20 protein-coding genes are annotated in these 21,007 nt (G+C 67.2%); 4 read left to right on the plus strand and 16 right to left on the minus strand.

Annotated elements, in window-relative coordinates; genetic code table 11:
• Window positions 1-12 precede the first annotated feature (12 nt).
• From metH to ABD693_RS01820, 4 genes are read right to left on the minus strand one after another with little or no spacing between them, the layout of a single operon-like run.
• Window positions 13-2,607 (minus strand): methionine synthase, encoded by a 2,595-nt coding sequence (gene metH / locus ABD693_RS01805; RefSeq protein ID WP_344695248.1) that lies wholly within the window; start codon window positions 2,605-2,607, stop codon window positions 13-15.
• The gene (locus tag ABD693_RS01810; protein WP_344695249.1) at window positions 2,604-3,650 is read right to left on the minus strand and encodes a homocysteine S-methyltransferase family protein; all 1,047 of its coding nucleotides are present in this window, start codon (window positions 3,648-3,650) and stop codon (window positions 2,604-2,606) included. Before ABD693_RS01810 ends, metH begins: the two co-directional genes overlap by 4 nt.
• A complete protein-coding gene (gene metF, locus ABD693_RS01815; RefSeq protein ID WP_344695250.1) occupies window positions 3,647-4,588 on the minus strand; it encodes a methylenetetrahydrofolate reductase [NAD(P)H] in 942 nt (313 codons plus the stop codon). Before metF ends, ABD693_RS01810 begins: the two co-directional genes overlap by 4 nt.
• Entirely contained in the window at window positions 4,585-5,553 is a 969-nt protein-coding gene (locus tag ABD693_RS01820; protein ID WP_344695251.1) for an ArsR/SmtB family transcription factor, read from the minus strand. The genes metF and ABD693_RS01820 overlap by 4 nt, the downstream gene beginning before the upstream one ends.
• A gap of 202 nt (window positions 5,554-5,755) precedes the next feature.
• Here ABD693_RS01820 and ABD693_RS01825 point away from each other — a divergent pair, with 202 nt between their 5' ends.
• On the plus strand, window positions 5,756-6,031 hold the full coding sequence (locus ABD693_RS01825; RefSeq protein ID WP_344695252.1) for a circumsporozoite protein: 276 nt from the start codon (window positions 5,756-5,758) through the stop codon (window positions 6,029-6,031).
• A gap of 59 nt (window positions 6,032-6,090) precedes the next feature.
• Here the strand turns inward: ABD693_RS01825 and ABD693_RS01830 are convergent, their stop codons facing one another.
• The 3 genes from ABD693_RS01830 to groES all read right to left on the minus strand — a co-directional run bounded on the left by ABD693_RS01830 (window position 6,091) and on the right by groES (window position 9,082).
• Window positions 6,091-6,945, minus strand: coding sequence for a PspA/IM30 family protein (locus ABD693_RS01830; RefSeq protein WP_344695253.1), 855 nt, complete (start codon window positions 6,943-6,945; stop codon window positions 6,091-6,093).
• 131 nt (window positions 6,946-7,076) lie between these two features.
• Window positions 7,077-8,720, minus strand: a complete 1,644-nt coding sequence (gene groL, locus ABD693_RS01835) for a chaperonin GroEL (RefSeq protein WP_344695254.1) — start codon at window positions 8,718-8,720, stop codon at window positions 7,077-7,079.
• Window positions 8,721-8,794: 74 nt separating this feature from the next.
• Window positions 8,795-9,082, minus strand: coding sequence for a co-chaperone GroES (gene groES / locus ABD693_RS01840; protein ID WP_344695255.1), 288 nt, complete (start codon window positions 9,080-9,082; stop codon window positions 8,795-8,797).
• A 143-nt stretch (window positions 9,083-9,225) separates the two neighbouring features.
• Here groES and ABD693_RS01845 point away from each other — a divergent pair, with 143 nt between their 5' ends.
• Window positions 9,226-9,771 carry a L,D-transpeptidase family protein gene (locus tag ABD693_RS01845; RefSeq protein WP_344695256.1) on the plus strand — a complete coding sequence of 182 codons (546 nt, stop codon included), beginning with the start codon at window positions 9,226-9,228 and terminating at the stop codon, window positions 9,769-9,771.
• On the opposite strand, the gene ABD693_RS01850 is transcribed toward ABD693_RS01845, so the two are convergent.
• From ABD693_RS01850 to ABD693_RS01870, 5 genes are all read right to left on the minus strand, one after another.
• On the minus strand, window positions 9,726-11,150 hold the full coding sequence (locus ABD693_RS01850) for an MATE family efflux transporter (RefSeq protein ID WP_344695257.1): 1,425 nt from the start codon (window positions 11,148-11,150) through the stop codon (window positions 9,726-9,728). The genes ABD693_RS01845 and ABD693_RS01850 overlap by 46 nt on opposite strands.
• Before the next feature lie 55 nt (window positions 11,151-11,205).
• Window positions 11,206-11,646 (minus strand): hypothetical protein, encoded by a 441-nt coding sequence (locus tag ABD693_RS01855; protein ID WP_344695258.1) that lies wholly within the window; start codon window positions 11,644-11,646, stop codon window positions 11,206-11,208.
• 10 nt (window positions 11,647-11,656) lie between these two features.
• Window positions 11,657-12,328 (minus strand): hypothetical protein, encoded by a 672-nt coding sequence (locus ABD693_RS01860; protein ID WP_344695260.1) that lies wholly within the window; start codon window positions 12,326-12,328, stop codon window positions 11,657-11,659.
• A 216-nt stretch (window positions 12,329-12,544) separates the two neighbouring features.
• The gene (locus ABD693_RS01865; RefSeq protein WP_344695261.1) at window positions 12,545-13,060 is read right to left on the minus strand and encodes a hypothetical protein; all 516 of its coding nucleotides are present in this window, start codon (window positions 13,058-13,060) and stop codon (window positions 12,545-12,547) included.
• 85 nt (window positions 13,061-13,145) lie between these two features.
• Window positions 13,146-13,544, minus strand: a complete 399-nt coding sequence (locus ABD693_RS01870) for a JAB domain-containing protein (RefSeq protein ID WP_344695262.1) — start codon at window positions 13,542-13,544, stop codon at window positions 13,146-13,148.
• 119 nt (window positions 13,545-13,663) lie between these two features.
• Here ABD693_RS01870 and ABD693_RS01875 point away from each other — a divergent pair, with 119 nt between their 5' ends.
• The gene (locus ABD693_RS01875; RefSeq protein ID WP_344695263.1) at window positions 13,664-14,458 is read left to right on the plus strand and encodes a thymidylate synthase; all 795 of its coding nucleotides are present in this window, start codon (window positions 13,664-13,666) and stop codon (window positions 14,456-14,458) included.
• A gap of 69 nt (window positions 14,459-14,527) precedes the next feature.
• Here the strand turns inward: ABD693_RS01875 and ABD693_RS01880 are convergent, their stop codons facing one another.
• Window positions 14,528-16,264 carry a YadA family autotransporter adhesin gene (locus ABD693_RS01880; protein ID WP_344695264.1) on the minus strand — a complete coding sequence of 579 codons (1,737 nt, stop codon included), beginning with the start codon at window positions 16,262-16,264 and terminating at the stop codon, window positions 14,528-14,530.
• 310 nt (window positions 16,265-16,574) lie between these two features.
• On the opposite strand from ABD693_RS01880, the gene ABD693_RS01885 reads away from it, so the two are divergent.
• Window positions 16,575-16,772: a hypothetical protein gene (locus ABD693_RS01885; RefSeq protein ID WP_344695265.1), complete on the plus strand. Its 198-nt coding sequence runs from the start codon at window positions 16,575-16,577 to the stop codon at window positions 16,770-16,772.
• 5 nt (window positions 16,773-16,777) lie between these two features.
• On the opposite strand, the gene ABD693_RS01890 is transcribed toward ABD693_RS01885, so the two are convergent.
• The 3 genes from ABD693_RS01890 to rpsA all read right to left on the minus strand — a co-directional run bounded on the left by ABD693_RS01890 (window position 16,778) and on the right by rpsA (window position 20,954).
• Window positions 16,778-18,646 (minus strand): sensor histidine kinase, encoded by a 1,869-nt coding sequence (locus tag ABD693_RS01890; RefSeq protein WP_344695266.1) that lies wholly within the window; start codon window positions 18,644-18,646, stop codon window positions 16,778-16,780.
• Between the two features lie 94 nt (window positions 18,647-18,740).
• A complete protein-coding gene (locus ABD693_RS01895; protein WP_344695268.1) occupies window positions 18,741-19,037 on the minus strand; it encodes an integration host factor subunit beta in 297 nt (98 codons plus the stop codon).
• Between the two features lie 210 nt (window positions 19,038-19,247).
• Window positions 19,248-20,954: a 30S ribosomal protein S1 gene (gene rpsA, locus ABD693_RS01900; protein WP_344695269.1), complete on the minus strand. Its 1,707-nt coding sequence runs from the start codon at window positions 20,952-20,954 to the stop codon at window positions 19,248-19,250.
• Between the last annotated feature and the right edge of the window lie 53 nt (window positions 20,955-21,007).

Here is a 21,007-nt window from a genome sequence, read left to right on the forward strand (position 1 = left end):
GCTCGACCGGCTTTAGTCGAGGTTGGGCCGCAGCCAGCGTCCCGCCGTCTCGACATCGACCCCGCGACGTGTCGCATAGTCCTCGAGCTGGTCCTGCCCGATCCGGGCAACGCCGAAATAGGCGCTGTCGGGATGGGCGAAATAGAAGCCCGACACCGCCGAAGCCGGCAGCATCGCGAAGCTCTCGGTCAGCCTGACCCCTGCCGGTTCGCCCTCGCCGAGCAGCTCGAGCAGGATCGGCTTCAGGCTGTGGTCGGGACAGGCGGGATAGCCCGGAGCGGGTCGGATTCCGCGATAGGTCTCGCGGATGAGATCCTCGTTCGACAGGTTTTCGTCGGGCGCATAGCCCCACAGCTCGGTGCGGACATGCTGGTGAAGCCGCTCGGCAAAGGCCTCCGCGAGCCGGTCGGCCAGCGCCTTCAGAAGGATGTCGCTGTAATCGTCCTTGTCGGCCTGGAAGCGGGCGAGGTGCGGTTCGATCCCGTGGATCGCGACCGCAAAGCCGCCCATCCAGTCGTCCGCCTCGGCGATGAAATCGGCGAGGCACATGTTGGCGCGGCCCGCGCGCTTCCTGACCTGCTGGCGAAGGAACGGCAGCCGCTTGCCGTCGGCGATGACATCGTCGCCTTCGCGGTGCGCGGGCCACAGCCCCACCGCACCCCTGGCGATCAGCCAGCCTTCCTCGATGATCCGGTCGAGCATCGCCTCGGCATCGTAGAACAGCGAACGCGCTTCCTTGCCGACGATCGGATCGTCGAGAATCGCGGGATAGACGCCATGCAATTCCCAGGCGCGGAAGAAGGGCGTCCAGTCGATCACGCGCCGGAGGTCGGCGATGTCCCACGCGTCGAACCGGTGGAGGCCGGGGCGCAATGGCTTGGGACTCGGCCCGGCCGCATCGCCGTCAAAGCGATTGGCGCGCGCTTCGCCGAGCGGCGACAGGTCGCTCTGCCCGCGACCCTCGCGCTGCTCGCGAAGCTGCTGGTAGTCGCTCGCGGTCCGGCCGATCAGCTCGTCCTTCTGCGGGCCGTCGCTGACCAGCGCCGAGGCGACCCCCACCGCGCGGCTCGCGTCGAGGACATGGATCACCGGCCCCGAATATTTGGGCGCGATGCGCAGCGCGGTATGCGCCCGGCTGGTGGTCGCCCCGCCGATCAGGAGCGGCCGCTGCATGCCGGCCCGCTCCATCTCCTCGGCGACGGTCACCATCTCGTCGAGGCTCGGCGTGATGAGGCCAGACAGACCGATCATGTCGGCACCATTCTCGTTCGCCGCCTCGAGGATCTTGGGCCAGGGCGTCATCACGCCGAGGTCGATTACCTCGAACCCGTTGCAGGCGAGGACCACGCCGACGATGTTCTTGCCGATGTCGTGGACGTCGCCCTTGACGGTCGCCATCACGACCTTGCCCTTGCCGGCGCTCTCGCCAGCGACCTTCTCGGCCTCGATGAAGGGCAGCAGGTGGGCGACCGCCTTCTTCATGACGCGCGCTGACTTCACCACCTGCGGCAGGAACATCTTGCCCGAGCCGAACAGGTCGCCGACAATGTTCATGCCGTCCATCAGCGGTCCTTCGATCACCTCGATCGGACGCTTCACCGTGCGGCGCGCTTCCTCGGTGTCGTCGACGACATGCGCGTCGATGCCCTTGACCAACGCATGGGCGAGGCGTTCGCGGACCGGCCAGCTGCGCCACGCGGCCTCGCGCACCTCTTGCTGCGCGTCGGTCCCGCGGAAACGCTCGGCGATCGCGATCAGCCGCTCGGTCGCATCGGGACGGCGGTCGAAGATGACGTCCTCGCAGGCATCGCGAAGCTCGGGATCGATCGCGTCATAGACGTCGAGCTGGCCGGCGTTGACGATCGCCATGTCGAGGCCGGCGGGAATGGCGTGGTACAGGAACACCGAGTGCATCGCCCGGCGCACCGGCTCGTTGCCGCGGAACGAGAAGGACAGGTTCGACAGGCCGCCCGAGAAATGGACGTGCGGGCAGCGGCGGCGGATCTCGGCCACCGCCTCGATGAAGTCGATCGCGTAGCGGTTATGTTCCTCGATCCCGGTCGCGACGGCGAAGACGTTGGGGTCGAAGATGATGTCTTCGGGCGGAAAGCCGATGCCGGTGAGCAGCCCGTAGGCGCGCTCGCAGATCTCGATCTTGCGCTCGGCGGTGTCGGCCTGACCGACCTCGTCGAAGGCCATCACCACGACCGCGGCGCCATAGGCCATGCAGGCACGGGCCTGGGCGAGGAACGGCTCCTCGCCTTCCTTCATGCTGATCGAATTGACGATCGGCTTCCCCGACACGCACTTGAGGCCGGCCTCGATCACGCTCCACTTGGAGCTGTCGATCATGACCGGCACGCGGGCGATGTCGGGCTCGGCGGCGATCCGCTTGAGGAAGGTTGTCATGGCGAGCTCGCCGTCGAGCAGCGCCTCGTCCATGTTGACGTCGATCACCTGCGCGCCGTTCTCGACCTGGTCGCGCGCGACCTCGACCGCGGCGTCATAGTCGCCTGCGAGGATCAGCTTCTTGAACTTGGCCGAGCCGGTGACATTGGTCCGCTCGCCGATGTTGACGAAGGACGAACCGAAGGAAGCGGAATTCACGCGGCGATCACCATGGGTTCGAGACCGGCGAGACGGGTCTTCACGGGCACATGCGGGAGGGCGCGCGGGGGAAGGTCGCGCACGAAATCGGCGATGGCGCGGATATGGTCGGGCGTGGACCCACAGCAGCCGCCGAGGATATTGACCTGCCCGCCCCTGGCCCACTCGCCCACCAGGCTCGCGGTCGTCTCGGGCTTCTCGTCATAGGCACCGAGGTCGTTCGGCAACCCGGCGTTGGGATAGACCATCACCAGCGCGTCGCAGCTGTCGGCGAGGGTGCGGACGTGGGGACGCAATTGCTCGGCACCGAACGAGCAGTTGAGCCCGATGGTCACCGGGCGGGCGTGGCGGACGGCATGCCAGAAGGCCTCGACCGTATGACCCGAGAGGTTGCGGCCGGACAGATCGGTGATCGTCATCGACAGCATGATCGGAAGATCGCGGCCCAGCGCCTCCCCGGCCTCGAGCGCGGCCTTGATCCCCGCCTTGGCGTTGAGCGTGTCGAAGATCGTCTCGATCAGGATGAAGTCGACCCCACCCTCGACAAGCGCATCGATCTGCTCGCGGTAGACGTCCTTCAGATAGTCGAAGTCGATCTCGCGAAAGCCGGGATCGTTGACGTCGGGCGACAGCGACAGCGTCTTGTTGGTCGGCCCGAGTGCCCCGGCGACGAAACGGCGGCGACCGTCGCGCGCGCTATATTCGTCGGCAACGCGGCGGGCGATGCGGGCGCTCTCGACATTGATGGCGCGCACCAGATGCTCGGCGCCATAATCGGCCTGGCTGATGCGGTTGGCCGAGAAGGTGTTGGTCTCGGCGATGTCGGCCCCGGCTTCGAAATAGGCACGGTGGATGGCTTCGGGCACGTCCGGGCGGGTGAGCGCGAGGATGTCGTTATTGCCCTTCTGGTCGTGGCCGAGGCCAAGATCGCCGGCATAATCGGCTTCGGCGAGCCCGCGGTTCTGGATCTCGGTTCCGAAAGCCCCGTCGATAATCAGGATCCGCTCCGACGCCGCGGCGACCAGTTCTTCGCGCACGCTCACTTCAGCGCCGCCGCGGCTTCGCACGGCGCACGGACGCCGAGCAGGTGGCAGATGGCATAAGCGAGTTCGGCCCTGTTCAAGGTGTAGAAATGGAAGTGGCGGACGCCGCCTGCATAAAGTTGCCCGCACAGTTCGGCGGCGATGGTCGCGGCGATAAGCTGACGCGCAGAAGGAAGCGCGTCGAGTCCCTCGAACATCGCGTCCATCCAGCCGGGAATCTCGGCTCCGCAGAGACCGGCGAACTTGCGGGTCTGGGCGACGTTGCTGACCGGCAGGATGCCCGGAACGATCTCCGCATCGATCCCGGCGGCCGCGGCGCGGTCGCGGAAGCGGAAGAAATTGTCGGCTGAAAAGAAGAATTGGCTGATGGCGCGGTCGGCGCCGGCATCGACCTTGCGCTTGAGGTTGTCGAGATCGCTCTCCGGACAGTCCGCCTGCGGGTGGACCTCGGGATAGCAGGCGACCGAAATCTCGAACGGTGCGACCTTCTTCAGGCCCGCCACCAGCGCCGCCGCGTCGGCATAGCCATCCGGGTGCGGCTGATAGTCACGGCCCTCCTCGGGCGGATCGCCGCGCAGCGCCACGATATGCCGCACGCCCGCGTCCCAGTAACTTCGGGCGATGTCGTCGATCTCGCCCCGGCTGGCGTCGACGCAGGTGAGGTGCGCGGCGGGTGCGAGGCTCGTCTCGCTCGCGATCCGGGCGACCGTCTGGTGCGTCCGCTCGCGGGTCGTGCCCCCGGCGCCATAGGTCACCGACACGAACCGCGGACAAAGCGGCTCGAGCATCTGGATCGAGCGCCACAGGGTCTCGTTCATCCCCTCCGACTTGGGCGGAAAAAATTCGAAGCTGACGTCGATGTCGCCGCGGGCATGGGCGAAGAGCGGCGCGGGCTCGGTGGGCGGCACCGGGACCAAGTTCACAGCAGCGTTGCTCATGCGGCCTTCCTTTCCGTGCCCCGGCGCGCCGGCAGGACGCCCGCCCACAATGTCACCGTCAATTCACCGCCCTCGAGGTGGCGGACGACCCTTGCCTCGAGCCCGACGTCACGGAGCCAGCCGATCACCGCCTCGTCGGCAAAGCCGAGGCGAGCGTGCTGCGCGGTGTCGCGCAGTTCCTCGCGGTCGTGGGGCGCAAAATCGATGATCAGCAACCGTCCGCCCGGCCGAAGCAGGCGCGCGCCTTCTTGGATCGCCGCCGCGGGCGACTGCGCATAATGCAGCACCTGATGGAGGAGGACGACATCGGCCTCCCCGTCGGGCAGCGGCAGCGCGTACATGTCGCCCTGCCGCAGCGAGACCGCCTGGACGCCGGCACTTTCGAGCTTCACGCGGGCAAGGCGGAGCATCTCGGTCGAGCGGTCGATCCCGATGCTCTTCTGCGCATGCGTCCCGAACAATTCGATCATCCGGCCAGTGCCGGTCCCGATGTCGACCAACTGCCCGATCGCCCCATCGCCAAGCGCCTCGCGGATCGCAGCTTCGACCTCGCTGTCGGCGACATGGAGCGAGCGGATCTGGTCCCATTCGGCGGCATGCGCCGCGAAATAGCGCGCAGCAGCTTCGGCCCGGTCGGCGCGAACGGCGGCGAGACGCGCACGATCGGCCTCGAACTGGCGCTCCGCGGGCTCATCACCCGCCGCAGCGATCAGCGCGAACAACGGATCGACGAGCGTCTCGGGACCTGGCTGCAAGAAGACCCAGCTCCCTTCCTTGCGCCGTTCGATCAGCCGAGCGTCGGACAGAATCTTGAGATGGCGGCTGACCCGCGGCTGACTTTGCCCGAGCACCTGCGCCAGTTCGCCGACGGTCAATTCCATCTCGCGCAGCAAGACAAGCAGGCGCAGCCGACTCGGGTCGGCAACGGCCTGAAACAGCTCGGCGAGGGCAAGGGATGTTGTCACGGACATAAGGATATAAAGATATCTTTATATCTACAAGCGCTTGCATGCCCAAAATCGGTTCGTCGCAATTCCCGATTGCACGGCGCCCCGGCCTCACCTAAATCCGCGCGCTGGCTTGACCCAAAAATGGGCGGGTCGCTTTGAAGCGCCGTTTCGTCTCAAGGGGAAGCGGCCTTCGATAAACAAAGGGATGGAAACCGATATGAAGAAGATCGCTCTCGTCGCCGTCGCGACCCTCGGCCTCGGCCTCGCTGCTTGCCAGGACAATGCGCCGGACAACAACGTCTCGACCGAGAACACCATCGAGACCGAAGCTGCGGCTGACACCAACTCGGCGCTGAACGCGACCGACAACCTCAGCGCCGCTGCTGACAACGCGCTCGACGCGGCTGGCAACTCGGTCTCGAACGGCGCCAATGCCGTTTCGGACGCGGCTGCTGACGTCGCCAACGGCCAGGACAACGTCGCCGGCAAGTAAGCCGCGTCGGTTCTGACAATTTCGGGAAGGGCCGTCCGGGCGACCGGGCGGCCCTTTTCTTATGCGGCCGGGCGCTGTCGCTCGGCTTTCAGCGCCGCCAGTTCACGGTCGAGCGCGTCCTGCTTCTCGAGCGCGGCGAATTCCCCGGCGAGCCCCGGATTGCTGCCGAGCGTCAGCGCTTCGGCGTGTCCCTCCGCCAGATCGGCCGCGCGCTCGACATGTTCGAGATCGGAGAAGGCCGATGCGGTGCGCTCGCCGAACACCAGTTCACGGGCGCGGACGCTGTCCTCGGCGCCCTCGAGGCGGGTTTCGGCCAGCACCTTGCGGCGCATGCTCTCGCTGAGCTTGGCCTCGAGCGCACCGATGTCGCGGGCATAGCCGCGGCCGAGCTCTTCCATCCGGCCGATGTCGGCGCGAAGCCCGTCCGCGCGCGGATCGAGCTTGGCCTTTTCGGCGAGCGCCGCCTTGGCCAGCGCATCGCGGCCCTTGTCGACCGCCAGCGCCGCGCGCCCGTGCCAGTCCGCCTGCGCCGCTTCGATCCGATGGAGTTCGCCGCGCCACTTGGCGAGGTTCTTGTCGACGTCGCCGGCGTTTCGGATGAGCTTGGTCAGTTCGCGCTGCATCTCGCCGACCACGGCGTCCGCACTGACCGCGGGCATGGCGGCGAGCTTGCGGCCGAAGGAGCGGCGCTCGGCCGGGCTCCAGATGTCGGCCGGCGCATCGATCAGCGCGGTGCCGGGCTGGTTGGTGACCACCGTCGGGCCCTGGTAGAGCTGGGTCTGGTAGTAGATGCCGCGCGCACCCTCGTCGCGATCGACCCAGACGCCCGTCACGAAGCCGAACAGGCGGCGTCCGACCGACTTGAAGCCGGCGATGACCACCCACAGCCAGAAGATGACAAACAGAAAGCCCATGACACCCTCGACCATCGTGGGCGCGGGATTAACAGCTAGCGACTAACGAATGGTTTGCGCCGGTCCAAAAAGAAGAAGGGGCCGGACTTTCGCCCGACCCCTTCCCCTGTCGTTTGACCGAATGGAAGGACTTAGAAGTCCATGCCGCCCATGCCGCCCATGCCGCCCGGCATGCCGCCGGCCGCAGGCTTGTCGTCCGGAAGCTCGCTCACCGCCGCTTCGGTGGTGATGAGCAGGCCGGCGACCGAGGCCGCATCCTGAAGCGCGGTGCGGACGACCTTGGTCGGGTCGATCACGCCGGCCGCGACCAGGTTCTCGTAGGTGTCGGTCTGGGCGTTGAAGCCGAGATTGACGTCGTTGCCATCGAGCAGCTTGCCCGAGATCACTGCACCGTCATGACCGGCGTTCGACGCGATCTGGCGGACCGGCGCGTAGAGCGCCTTGCGGATGATATCGATGCCGCGGGTCTGGTCGTCATTCTCGCCCTTGAGGCCCTCGAGCGCCTTGGTGGCGTAGAGGAGTGCAGTACCACCGCCGGGGACGATGCCCTCTTCGACCGCAGCGCGCGTGGCGTGCAGCGCGTCGTCGACGCGATCCTTGCGCTCCTTGACCTCGACCTCGGTCGAACCGCCGACCTTGATCACGGCGACACCGCCGGCGAGCTTGGCGAGACGCTCCTGGAGCTTCTCACGGTCGTAGTCGCTGGTGGTGATCTCGATCTGCTGGCGGATCGCGGCGACGCGGCCCTCGATCCCGTCCTTCTGGCCGGCACCGTCGACGATGGTGGTGTTGTCCTTGTCGATGGTGACGCGCTTGGCGGTGCCGAGCATGCCCACGGTGACGCTCTCGAGCTTGATGCCGAGATCCTCCGAGATCATCTCGCCGCCGGTCAGGATCGCGATGTCCTCGAGCATCGCCTTGCGGCGATCGCCGAAGCCCGGCGCCTTGACGGCCGCGACCTTGAGGCCGCCGCGCAGCTTGTTGACGACGAGGGTCGCCAGCGCTTCGCCTTCGATGTCCTCGGCGATGATCAGCAGCGGACGACCCGACTGCACGACCGCCTCGAGGATCGGAAGCATCGCCTGGAGGTTCGACAGCTTCTTCTCGTGGATGAGGATGTAGGGGTCGTTCAGTTCGACCGACATCTTCTCGGGGTTGGTGATGAAGTAGGGCGACAGGTAGCCGCGGTCGAACTGCATGCCTTCGACGACATCGAGTTCGAACTCGAGACCCTTGGCCTCCTCGACGGTGATGACACCTTCCTTGCCGACCTTGTCCATGGCCTCGGCGATCTTCTCGCCGACTTCACGGTCGCCGTTGGCCGAGATGATGCCGACCTGGGCGACTTCCTGGCTGTTGGCGACGGGCTTCGAGCGGCCCTTGATGTCCTCGACGACCTTGGTGACGGCGAGATCGATGCCACGCTTCAGGTCCATCGGGTTCATGCCGGCCGCGACCGACTTCATGCCCTCGCGGACGATCGCCTGGGCGAGCACGGTGGCGGTGGTGGTGCCGTCGCCGGCGAGATCGTTGGTCTTCGAGGCCACTTCGCGCAGCATCTGCGCACCCATGTTCTCGAACTTGTCCTTGAGCTCGATCTCCTTAGCGACGGTGACGCCGTCCTTGGTGATGCGCGGCGCGCCGAAGCTCTTGTCGATGACGACGTTGCGGCCCTTGGGGCCCAGCGTCACCTTGACCGCGTCGGCGAGGATGTCGACGCCGCGAAGGATACGCTCGCGGGCGTCACGGCTGAATTTCACGTCCTTGGCTGCCATGTTGGCTACCCTTTCAGTTTTGGAAGTTCACTAAAGTCACGCACATCGCTGCCGGTGCAGCGAGGCGCTGGAGGTCAGCCGACGATCCCGAGGATGTCGCTTTCCTTCATGATGATGAGGTCTTCACCGTCGACCTTGACCTCGGTGCCCGACCACTTGCCGAACAGGATGCGGTCGCCGGCCTTGACCTCGAGCGGGGTGACGGTGCCCTGGTCGTTGCGGGCGCCGGTGCCGACGGCGATGACTTCGCCTTCCTGCGGCTTTTCCTTGGCGGTGTCGGGAATGATGATCCCGCCCGCAGTCTTCTCTTCGGCCTCGACGCGGCGGACGAGGACTCGATCGTGAAGCGGCCTGAAAGCCATGTGCTAGCCCCTCATGGTTGCTATGGTTGAAATGCTGTCGCTGGCACTCCCGAAGCGAGAGTGCCAAGCGATGACGGGCATATGGTTGGGGCCCGTCGCAACGTCAAGGATCGGTTCATTCAGCCCGGAGCAAGGCACTGACGATGGCTCGGAAACTCCTGATTTCGCTTGGCCTCGTGGGCCTTCTCGCCGGTTGCGCGACGCCAACGCCCAAGGCCCCGCCCGCCCCGGCCAAGTTCGGCTGGGGCCATAGCGAGCGGGCGGCGTTGGCCGAAGCCCGGGTCTTCGGCGGGACGCTGCCCTTGAAGGCCGGCGAATGGAAATGGAACCCGGCCGCGCCCAGGGCCGGCGCGGCGGAGCTCGTCGTCAGCCTCGGCCGGCAGCGCGCCTGGCTCTACCGCGGGGGCGAGCTGGCGGCGGTGACGACCATCTCGTCGGGCTCGACCGGCCACGAGAGCCCGGTCGGCCGCTTCCCGATCATGGAAAAGCAGCGCTTCCACCGCTCCAACCGCTACAGCGCGGCGCCAATGCCCTTCATGCAGCGCCTCAATCAGTGGGGGGTCGCGCTCCACGGCGGGCCGATCCCGCCCTACCCCGCGAGCCACGGCTGCATCCGCCTGCCCATGACCTTCGCCGAGCGGCTCTACGCGGTGACGGCGGTCGGCACCCCGGTCTGGGTCGAGGACTGAGGCGCAACGAGGCCGAGCGCCTCGCGGCGTGACCAGCGCCACAGCATCAGCACCGCGACCACGGCAAGGCCGAGCGCGAGCCCGATCCAGATTCCCCGCCCGGCAAGCGGCGTCTTGAACGCGAGCAGGGTGCCCGCGCCAATCCCCACCACCCAATAGCCGAAGGCCGCGAACAGCATCGGCACGCGGGTGTCGTGGATCCCGCGCAGGATCGCCGCGCCGATTACCTGCGCCCCGTCGGCGAGCTGGAAGACCGCGGCGATGAGCAGGAACTGGATCGCCGTCGCCAGCACGGCCGGGCTTTCGGGCGCGTCCATGTTGAGGAACAGGCGCGCGAGCGGCGCGGGGAAGATCCACATGATCGCGGCCGAGGCGACCGAGAAGGCGAGCGCGCAGCCGATCGCGACCTTGCCGGCGCGCGCCACCCAGCGCGGATCACCCGCGCCAAAGCCGTAGCCGACGCGGACGGTCGCGGCCTGGCTGAGCCCCAGGGGCACCATGAACATGAAGGCGGCAAGCTGGAGCGCGATGACGTGGGCGGCGACGCTCACCGTATCGATCAGGCCCATGAGATAGACCGCGGCGGAGAAGACCCCGACCTCGAACGACCAGGTCAGGCCGATCGGGATTCCGAGCTTGGCGAGCTCGCGAAAGCGCACCCAGTCGAACCGCCACCAGCGACCGAACAGGTGCATCATTCGGAGGCGCGGGAGGAAGCGGAGGGAGACGGCCTGCGCCACGAACATGGCGAGACTGGTGATGACCGTCGCCCAGGCCGAGCCGCGCATGCCGAGCGCGGGCAGGCCGTAATGGCCGAAGATCAGCCCGTAGTTGAGGACGACGTTGAGCGCGATCCCGCCCAGCGCGACGACGAGGCTGACCCAGGCGCGGCCGAAGGCGGTGAGGAGGTTGCGCATCAGGAAGCTCAGCAACGCGGGCAGCAGCGCCCAGCGCAGCACGTCCATGAAGGTGCCCGCGTCGCGGCTGAGCGCGGGATCCTGGCCGAGCGCGAGGAAGATCGGCTCGGCGAAGGACAGGAGGAGCGTGCCGGCGACAGCGTAGATGCCGACCAGCCACAGCCCCATGCGGAAGGTCCGGCGGCTGTCGCGCGCGGCGCCCTTGCGGCGCCCGAGCGCGGCGGCGATCATCGGCGAGATGGCGACCGAGAAGCCGACACCGGTGAACAGCAGCAGGTTGTAGAGATTGACCGAGAGCGCGGCGGCCGCGAGCGCCTCGGGCCCGATCCGGCCGAGCATCAGTACGTCGGTGGTGGTGATCGCGTTGCCGGCGAGATTCGAGAGGATGAGCGGCCAGGCGAGCGCGAGGGTCGCCACGGTCTCCGCGCGGGTCGAGGCAGGTGCGGAGGGAAGCGTCGGCATGGCCGCCCTCTAGTCGCTGCGGCGGCGAAGGGCCACCGGCGGCGTGGTCGCGATGCTACCAGCCGGCAGCCGGGAGCAGCTTGAGCAGGCGGCGCAGCATCGTCGGGGCGACGAACCAGATAACGGAAAGTCCGAGCCAGGACAGGATCAAGAGCCGTGCTGTCCGGCCACGGATCCACAGCCCGCGGCGCAGCGGAATGCGGCCGCTCCTCCAGAACCAGATCCCGACCGCCACCGACGCGCCATTTACCCACAGCCAGACGAAGAACGGATTGTTGGTGGTGAGGCGGGGCAGCTCGAGGTGGAAGACTCCGGACAGTACGGTGTAGAGAATTCCGACGTGGATCATCGCCACCGGCACCGCATAATAGCCGATCCGCGCGAACAGTCTCGCGTCCTCGAGGTCGGCGGATTCAGATTCGCGGTCCCGGCGGTGCGGGCCGTCGGGCTGGTCGATGTCGACGAGGCTCGGTTCCGGTCGGTCGCGGTAGCCCATGCGCTCGCCTTCAGCTCACGAACAGAAACGCGACCGCGAGGAAGGCCGCGATGCTGATGATCATGATGATGCTGGCGTCCAGGAAGGAGCGCAGGAGCGACTGGCCGAGCTCGGCCTTGAGCCAGAGGGTCTGCACGAGGCCGTAGGAGACCAGGGTCGCGGCCGCGAGGAGCAGGCCGGCGGTCCGGACGCCGCCATAATAATGCGTCGCGCCGACCGTGCCCATCCCGAGGAGCAGCGCGAACGGCGCGACGAGATAGCATTGCGCGTAGAAGGGCGGCTTCAGGCTGTCGCGATCGAGCGCCGTGTCGCTGCGATGGACCTTCCACGAGGCCGCGGCGACCGCGAAGATCCCGAACAGGAAGATGCGCAGCAGCAGCAGGGTCGTGTTGTCTCCGACCAGCCCCGCCATTCCCTGCTTGCTTGCGACGATGCTGTTGGTCCCGTCGATCGCCAGTGCGAGCGCCTGACTGATCAGGATGGCGAGGATCATCATGATCGGCGGACTGACGGTGCCGCGATATTGTTCGGCCGGCTCGAGCGCCAGCTGCGCTTCGGCATAGCGCAGCGTCTTCAGCGGATGGCGAATGATCCGCCACAGCGTGATCGGAAAGAAGACGAGCCAGCTCATCAGCTCGTACAGCAGGTCGTCCAGCGTATTCAGCCACTGAACGAATAACATCGCTTCACCCGCCGTTGCCCGAGATCGTCAGATCGACTTGATCACCGACAAAGCCTAACCTCGGCCGACCGCTTTTTCGACTCGTTTCAGGAGGCCGGAAAATTGAGCACGCGGGCACCGACGCCTGCGAAGCACCCTTGGTCGCGGCGTCTCGCTGATGGCCCTAGCACCGGGCGTAGAGGCTGCTCCAGCGCCGGACGATGAAGCGGCGACCGTTTAAGAGGTTTGTGGCTCCGCAAGGCAGAGAAATCTGATCATCGAGCGAGCAGCGACGCGCCGGGCGTCGACGTTGCCGGACGCTTCGCCGACCACGCACGAGGTTCCGTCGCGCCGCAGCCGGAAAACTACCAGTCCCAGGCGCCCCCGCCCATCGCGATCGGCGCCCGGTAGTCGGATGATGACGGCGAGCGGCACGAACTTCCCGCGAAGCGAGTGCCCAAGCCATTCGACCGGGGCGACCGTGCGCCCTGTTCCGAATGGGCCCGAGACATGCGGGCGGGGTCCGAAGCCATAATGGCACGTCGCGGAGTCGATGCAGGTCACCCAAACCGCGTTTCGCCCAAGCCCGGCGCAGCGCTGAGACGCCCAATCCTGGTCCTTCGGCGACTGCTTGTACTCACGGCACTGAACAAGCCGGGTATAGCGGCTGACAAGCCTTTCTGCGGGTTGGGCGACCAAAGCCGATGGGGTCAGGACCGGACCCACGACGGTCAGCAGGAGGGTGAGCACCATTCGGTGAGGCTATCGGTTTCGCCACCATCTGCAACGTCGGCAGGCAATGCGGCGGAAGGTGGAAAGTCGCGCGGGCAATTTGGCCCTACAGCAGCCCCATCCGCCGGAAGCTCGCGCAGCCGCTGTCGCCGAAGACGAGGTGATCGAGGACGGTGAGTTCGATCGCTTCTGCCGCGACCCCGAGCGCCGTGGTGGCGGCGCGGTCGGTGGTGGAGGGAGCGCAGTCGCCGCCGGGGTGGTTGTGGGCGAGGACGATGCCCGCGCTGTCGAGGCGGATCGCGTCGCCGAGGATGTCGCGGATCGGCAGGTCGTCGGCGTCGAGCGAGCTGTCGTAGCTGGCGAGGTGGATGCAGCGCGCCTCGTCGTCGACGTGGGCGACCCACAATCGTTCGAGCGTCGGCGCCGCCGCGAAACAGGGTGCGAAAAATGACCGGCCTGCTTCGTAACCGGCCAGGATGGAGGGAGATTCGGCACGCTGAAGCATGGAGGCGATATGGCCATGCCGCCGCCGCCGCCGCCAGCGAAGACGTATCCGTTTCGGTGTGGTCGCGGGAGGAAAAGCTCCACTTTGCGAAACGCCGCCCGGCGGCTAGCGTGAGCGCCATGCACGCCTATCATGAGCTCATGGCCCGGGTCCTTGCCGAGGGGGTCCCGCAGGCCGACCGCACCGGCACCGGCACCCTTTCGCTGTTCGGCGCGCAGATGCGGTTCGATCTCGGCCAGGGCTTCCCGCTGGTGACGACCAAGAAGCTCCACCTCCGGTCGATCATCGTGGAATTGCTGTGGTTCCTCAACGGCGACACCAACGTGCGCTGGCTGCAGGAGCGCAAGGTCAGCATCTGGGACGAATGGGCCGACGAGCAGGGCGATCTCGGGCCCGTCTACGGCAAGCAGTGGCGCGACTGGGAGACGGCGGACGGGCGCCACATCGACCAGATCAAGGAGCTGGTCGCGCTGATCCGCAAGGATCCGGCGAGCCGGCGGCAGATCGTCAGCGCGTGGAACCCGGGCGAACTGGCGCAGATGGCGCTCGCGCCCTGCCACTGCCTGTTCCAGACGCAGGTCGCGGCGGGCAAGCTTAACCTCCAGCTCTATCAGCGGAGCGCCGACCTGTTCCTCGGCGTGCCGTTCAACATCGCCAGCTATGCGCTCCTCACCCACATGCTCGCGCGCGAGTGCGGGCTCGAGCCCGGCACGTTCGTGTGGACCGGCGGCGACGTCCATCTCTACCAGAACCACCTCGAGCAGGCGCGGCTGCAGTTAACGCGCGAGCAGCGCCCGCTCCCGCAGCTTCGGATCAAGGACCGCGGGCAGGACCTGTTCGGCTACGAGCTCGAGGATTTCGAGGTCGTCGGCTACGATCCCCATCCGCACATCGCGGCGCCGGTCGCAGTCTAGGACACGGAATAGCGAAACGCTGCGGCCGGGCTGGTGCCTGGCCGCAGCGTCTCGCCGGCTTCGTGGGGACTAGAACTGGAAGCCGGCGCCGGCGTTGGCTCCGACCTTGGACGAGCTGTCGTAGGTGATCCCGACGCGGAACAGCGCCTTGCCATCCTCGGTCGCATGCGCCGCGCCGAAGGCGAAGGCCGAGCGGCCGGCATAGGTGCCGACGCCCGCGCCGATCATCGTCCGGCCGGCCTCGTTGGGTTGCGGGATGGCGCCGGCCGCGAGCGCCGCGGCGGTGCCCGCCCGGGCCTGGCGACGCGCGTCGCGAAGGTCGAACTGCAGCGCGCCGAAGCGCGAGTCGGTGTAGGCGTTCGCGAGCGACACCGCATTGGTCAGGCTGTTGCCGAGCGCGCTCTGGAGTTGCGACAGGTTGACCGCGTCGTTCGCCGCGACCCCATTGGCGACATTGCCGAGCCGGGTTGCCCCGCCGCCGCTGTTGAGCGTCACCGAGCTGCGCTGGGCATTGTCGTACTGGACCGAATTCTGGGCCAGGCCGAGGGCGGTCGTGGCGGTGGTCTGGGCCTGCGCGACCTGCGTGTTGGTGGCATTGAGCTGCGCCCCGTTCACCGCATCGGTCGAGGTCGTCGACACGGAGCCGGCGGCAACGTTGTGGACGGTGACCGGGCCCGCGGTCGCGCCGACGATGGTGACGTCGTTGGTCGGCATGCCGCCGTTGGGCACGGTCGGCGAACCGGGATCGCTATACTGGACCGGGCTTCCGCCGGTGACAGTGAGCACGCTCACCGCGGTCTGGAGGTTGGTGATGGCGGTGGTGTTGGCGGTGACCTGCCCGCTGAGGTTGGTGATGGCGGTGGTGTTGCTGGTGACCGCGCCGCTGAGATTGGCGATCGCGGTCGTGTTGGTCGTCACCTGACCACTGAGGTTGGCGATCGCGGTCGTGTTGGCCGCCACTTGCTGGTTGGTCGCGTAGAGCTGCGCGCCATTGACCGCGTCGGTGCTGGTCGCGGTGACCGCGCCCGGCGCGACATTGGTGATGGTCGTCCCAGCCGCGCCGCCCAAGGCGACGGTGGCCTGGGTCGCGTCGGTGTAGGTGACTGCATTCTGCGGAATGGCCGCCGCGACCGCCTGGAGCTGCTGCAGATTGACCGCATCGGTGGCCGCCGTGCCAGGCGCGATGTTGGTGATCTGGCGCAGCGCGCCGGGCGCGCCGACGCTGATCTCGCCGACCGAGTTGAAGGTGCCGGTGAGGAGCGGCGCGGTGTAGCCGGTGAGCGGGCCGCGCGCGGCGATCGAGCCGGCGCCGAGGGCGACACTGTTGGCGACGCTGACCGCGCTCAGCGAGCCGATCGCGACGGAGCCGGTCCCGCCCGCGCCGACGGCGGCATCGGGGCCGATCGCGATCGAGCGCAGCGCCGCGGCATTGGTGACGGCCCGGTTGCCAAAGGCGATCGAGTTGATCTCGCCCGCGCTCGCCTGCTGTCCCGCCGCGCCGAGGCCGGTGATCATGTTGCCGCCGATGGCGAGGCCGGCGGGGGTGTCGAGCATGAAGCTGGTCGCGGAGGCGTTGCAGGTGCCATTCGGGCCGACGATCGTCCCGTCCTTGGCGATGACGTTGAGGCCGATGTCGCTCCCGCTCGCGGCCTGGGTGAGGAGGCCGTTGACGTCGATCGAGAGATTGGACGGCAGCCCGATCAGCCCGATCAAGGGATTGCGCAGGATCGAGAGGGTCTGGTTCACATTGCCCTGGATCGGATTGACGATGCCCGTCGGCACCGGATCCATGATCCCTGTCACCACCTACGGCGGGAGGCTGACGCCCGAGCAGACGCTGACCACGGTCGAGGGCGGCGGGGTCTGCGCCGCGGCGGGTGCCGCAACGATCGTGCTCGTCACGAGAAGCGCACCGGCGGTCGAGTGCAGTGCAAGACGGCGGGCACGATGGGCAAGACTAAAAGAAGACTGGGTCAAGGACGGATTCCCTTCACATTCTTCGCGGTCGGAAACGCGAAGCTACTGGCGGACCCGCTCATTCTAGGTTGGTCTTGACCCCTTCGGTTTATTTCCCCGCTTTGCTGGCCGGTGACATAGATTTGGATCAAGGTGACGTATGGTCGTCTCGCGGCGGCGCCATGCACACCGTCCGACGATCACCGCCGGATCGGAAGCCTGCGCGAGACGGGGCTGGGTCCGGATCATCGAGCGCGAAGCAGCCGCGCTGGTTATCGCGTCCGGGCTGTGGAGCCCCCTTCCCTCGCCGATCGCGATCCGCCGCGCCGAGCGCGCGGCCGAAGCGCTGGCCGCTTGAGCGCGTCAGCGCGTCTCGATGTCGGGGAGGATGAGTTCGACCACCAGCCCGCCGCGTTCCCAGCGGCGGCGGATGGTGCCCTTGAGCTGGCGGACGAGGCGGTCGATCAGGACCGAACCGAAGCCCCCGCCATTCTCGTTCGCCGGGCTCGCCGCGGCGGTGCAATCCTCTTCCCACACGAGGCGGACGTCACGGCCGTCGAAGGTCCAGCAGACCGCGAGCCGGCCCGACGGGTGGTTGAGGCAGCCATATTTGCAGGCGTTGGTGGTGAGCTCGTGGAGGATCATGCCGACCGACACGGCGGCGGTCGACGACAGCTGGACGTCGGGTCCGCCCCGAACGATGCGGCCCTCGCCGCCATCGGCAAAGTGGCCGAGCTCGCTGTCGACGAGGTCCTGCAGGCTCGCGGCCTTGGCGCCGGTCTTGAGCAGGCCATAGGTCTTGCCCAGCCCCTCGAGCCGGCTCGAGAAGGACTGGTCGAAGCTCTCGAGGTCGCGGCTTCCGCGCATCGTGGCGCGGGCCAGCGCCTGGACCGTGGCGAGGTTGTTCTTGATCCGGTGGTGAAGCTCGGCGTTGAGCAGCTGGAGCTGGTCGTCGGCCTGCTTGCGGTCGGTGATGTCACGCGAGATGGCGAGGATGCTCTGGACCGTCCCGTCCTCGCCGTTGATCGGCGCGACCGACACGTCCCACCATTTGGGCGTGCCCGCGGCGGTGGGGCAGATGGCATCGAAGCCGGTGCGTTCGCCGCGCTTGGCGCGCTCCAGCGCATTGGTCAGGAGCAGGTGGCATTCGGGCGGCCACAGGTCGGTCCAGCGCCGGCCGCGAACCTGGTCGAAGTCAGTGATCTCCATCCGCTGCTGGCCGTTGGCGTTCATGAAGCTGATCGTGCCGTCGAGCTCGATCACCTTGATGCAGTCGGGCGAGGCGCCGAGGACCGAGACGAGGAAGCGCCGGCCTTCGTTCAGTGCGAGATGCGCGAGCTTGGTCTCGGTGATGTCGCAGTCGATCCCGACCACGCGAACGGGCTTACCCTCCTTGTCATGGACGACCTTTCCCTGCGTCCGGGTCCAGCGGATGGAGCCGTCGGGGCGAACCATGCGAAACTCGACCGCATAGTCGCTGCCGGTCGCCAGCGACCTGTCGAGCGCGGCGCGGACCAGCGGCTTGTCCTCGGCGTGGACGAGATCCCAGAAGCTCTGGAAGTCGCCCCCGAACGCATCGACGCCGGCGAAGACTGAGAGCTGGCTGTCCCAGACGACTTCGTTGGTGGCAAGGTTCCAGTCCCAGCACGCGTTGCGGCCGGCGGACAAGGCGAGACGAAGCCGTTCGCCGTCCTCGCTCGCGCGGCGCTCGAGTTCGACCAGTTCGGTGACGTCGACGTTGACTCCGACCAGCCGCGCCGGGCTGCCGTCATCGTGGAGGATGACCCGGCCGCGATCCTGGATCCACGCGATCGACCCGTCGGGACGGAGCAGGCGATAGCGCTGGTCGACAGGGGCGCCGGTGGTCATGGTCGCCTCGACCACGCGTTCTACCAGGGCGATGTCGTCGGGGTGGATGGTGCTCATCCACAATTCGAGGCTCGGCTCGACCCCCTCGTCGAAGCCGTAGAGTGCGCGGGCCGAGCTCGACCAAGACAGCGTGTCAGTATGGAAGTCGAAGGTGTAGGCTGCGACCATCCCCGCTTCCTGGGCGAGGGTCAGCCATTCGTGCGCCTGGTTGAGTTCATGCTCGACCGTTCGGCGCCTGGCGATGTCGTCGAGGAGGGTCTTGAGGAGTGCCCCGTCGGGTGCGGTCGCGGCGCTGTCGGCGCGAAGCTTGGCCAGCTCCGCCTCCAGTTCAGCAATCCGGTCCGACCTCGTCTGGCAGCTCACGTGACGATCCTCTCTCGAATTCCTTCAAGACGAACTGGGGCCGCGCGTCATTAGGACGAAGGACCAGCCTTCCGCCGGTCCTATCGTGGAACTGTTACTCGGCGACGACCTCGGTGAGGTTCAGGCGCTCGCGCATTTCCTTGCCGGGCTTGAAGTAGGGGACCTTCTTGGCGTCCACTTCCACCTGCTCGCCGGTACGCGGGTTGCGGCCGGTGCGGGCATCGCGGCTGCGGGTCGAGAAGGCGCCGAAGCCGCGCAGCTCGACGCGGCCGCCCTTGGCGAGCTGGGCCGTGATCTCGTTGAAGAAACCGGTGACCATCGTCTCGATGTCACGCTGGGTAAGATCGGGAAAGTCGTGGCAGAGCTTCTGCACCAATTCCGACCGGATCATTCGCACGTCCCCGCTTGATTGTTCCGCGGATCTTCCCGCGGATTTCCCGATGCGTCACTCGCGGAAGCCCCATCCGCCGGGCCAAGCTGTCAGATGTTGAAGCTGACCGCAAGTGTCCGCGAACGATGGGAAAACGCCGCTTGTCGAAGCGTCGTGGGAGGGGCCCCTCCCGTCCCGCCGGAGCGGAAACGGGAAGGGCCGACCTCAGGCTTACTTCTTGTTGGCACGCTCCAGCGCGGCGCCGAGGATGTCGCCGAGCGACGCACCCGAATCGGACGAACCGTACTGCGCAACGGCCTGCTTCTCCTCGGCGATCTGCATCGCCTTGATCGAGAAGGTCGGCTTCTTCGAGCGGTCGGTACCGGTGACCTGCGCGTCGAACTTCTGACCGACCTGGAAGCGCTCGGGGCGCTGCTCGTCGCGGTCGCGGCCGAGGTCCGAGCGCTTGATGAAGCCGGTAGGGCCATCATCGCCGACCTGGACGGTGAGACCACCTTCCATGACCTCGAGCACGGTCACGGTCTTGACCTCGCCCTTGCGGGTGCTGTCGCCGCCGGTCGCGCCGGCAGCGACGCCGCCACGCTCAAGCTGCTTCATGCCGAGGCTGATGCGCTCCTTCTCGACGTCGACGTCGAGCACGACCGCCTGGACGGTCTCACCCTTGCGGTGAAGCGCCAGCGCTTCCTCGCCCGACACGCCCCAGGCGATGTCCGACATGTGGACCATGCCGTCGACGTCGCCATCGAGGCCGACGAACAGGCCGAACTCGGTGGCGTTCTTGACTTCGCCCTCGACGGTCGAACCGACCGGGTGCTTCTCGGCGAAGTCGTTCCACGGGTTGGTCTGGGCCTGCTTGAGGCCGAGGCTGATGCGGCGCTTCTCGCTGTCGACCTCGAGGATCTTCACTTCGACTTCCTGCGAAGTGCTGACGATCTTGCCCGGGTGGACGTTCTTCTTGGTCCAGCTCATCTCGGAGACGTGGACCAGGCCCTCGATGCCCGGCTCGAGCTCGACGAACGCACCATATTCGGTGATGTTCGTGACGCGGCCCTGGAAGGTGCCGTCGACCGGATACTTGGCCTGCGCGCCTTCCCACGGATCGCTCTCGAGCTGCTTCATGCCGAGGCTGATGCGCTGGGTCTCGCGGTTGATGCGGATGATCTGCACCTTCACGGTGGCGCCGATCTCGAGCACTTCCGACGGGTGGTTGACGCGCTTGTAGCTGATGTCGGTGACGTGCAGCAGGCCGTCGATGCCGCCGAGGTCGACGAACGCACCGTAATCGGTGATGTTCTTGACCACGCCCTCGATGATCTGGCCCTCGGCCAGGCTCTGGATGAGGCCCGAACGCTGCTCGGCGCGGGTTTCCTCGAGAATGGCGCGGCGCGACACGACGATGTTGCCGCGGCGGCGATCCATCTTGAGGATCTGGAACGGCTGGGCGATGTCCATCAGCGGCTGCACGTCGCGGACCGGACGGATGTCGACCTGGCTGCCCGGAAGGAAGGCCACGGCACCGCCGAGGTCGACGGTGAAGCCGCCCTTGACGCGGCCGAAGATGACGCCGTCGACGCGGTTGCCGGCAGCGAACTCGCCCTCGAGCTTGTCCCAGGCGGCTTCGCGGCGGGCGCGGTCGCGGCTGAGCATGGCTTCGCCCTGCGAATTCTCGACGCGGTCGACGAAGACTTCGACCTGGTCACCGACCTTGAGCTCGGCCTTCTGGCCGGGGGCGGCGAATTCGCGCAGCGGAACGCGGCCTTCGCTCTTGAGGCCGACGTCGATGACCGCGAGGTCGTTCTCGATCGCGGTGACGGTGCCGATGACGACGCGGCCTTCGAAGGCCTCGTTCTCGCCGCCGAGGCTCTCGTTCAGGAGCGCGGCGAAATCGTCGCGCGTGGGATTGGCAACAGTGGCCATGGGGTAGGGTTCGTCCTTCTAGTGCTCGGTCGGTATGCCGCCAGCCGGACCGT

Source organism: Sphingomonas rosea (genome assembly GCF_039538065.1).
Lineage (GTDB): Bacteria > Pseudomonadota > Alphaproteobacteria > Sphingomonadales > Sphingomonadaceae > Sphingomicrobium > Sphingomicrobium rosea.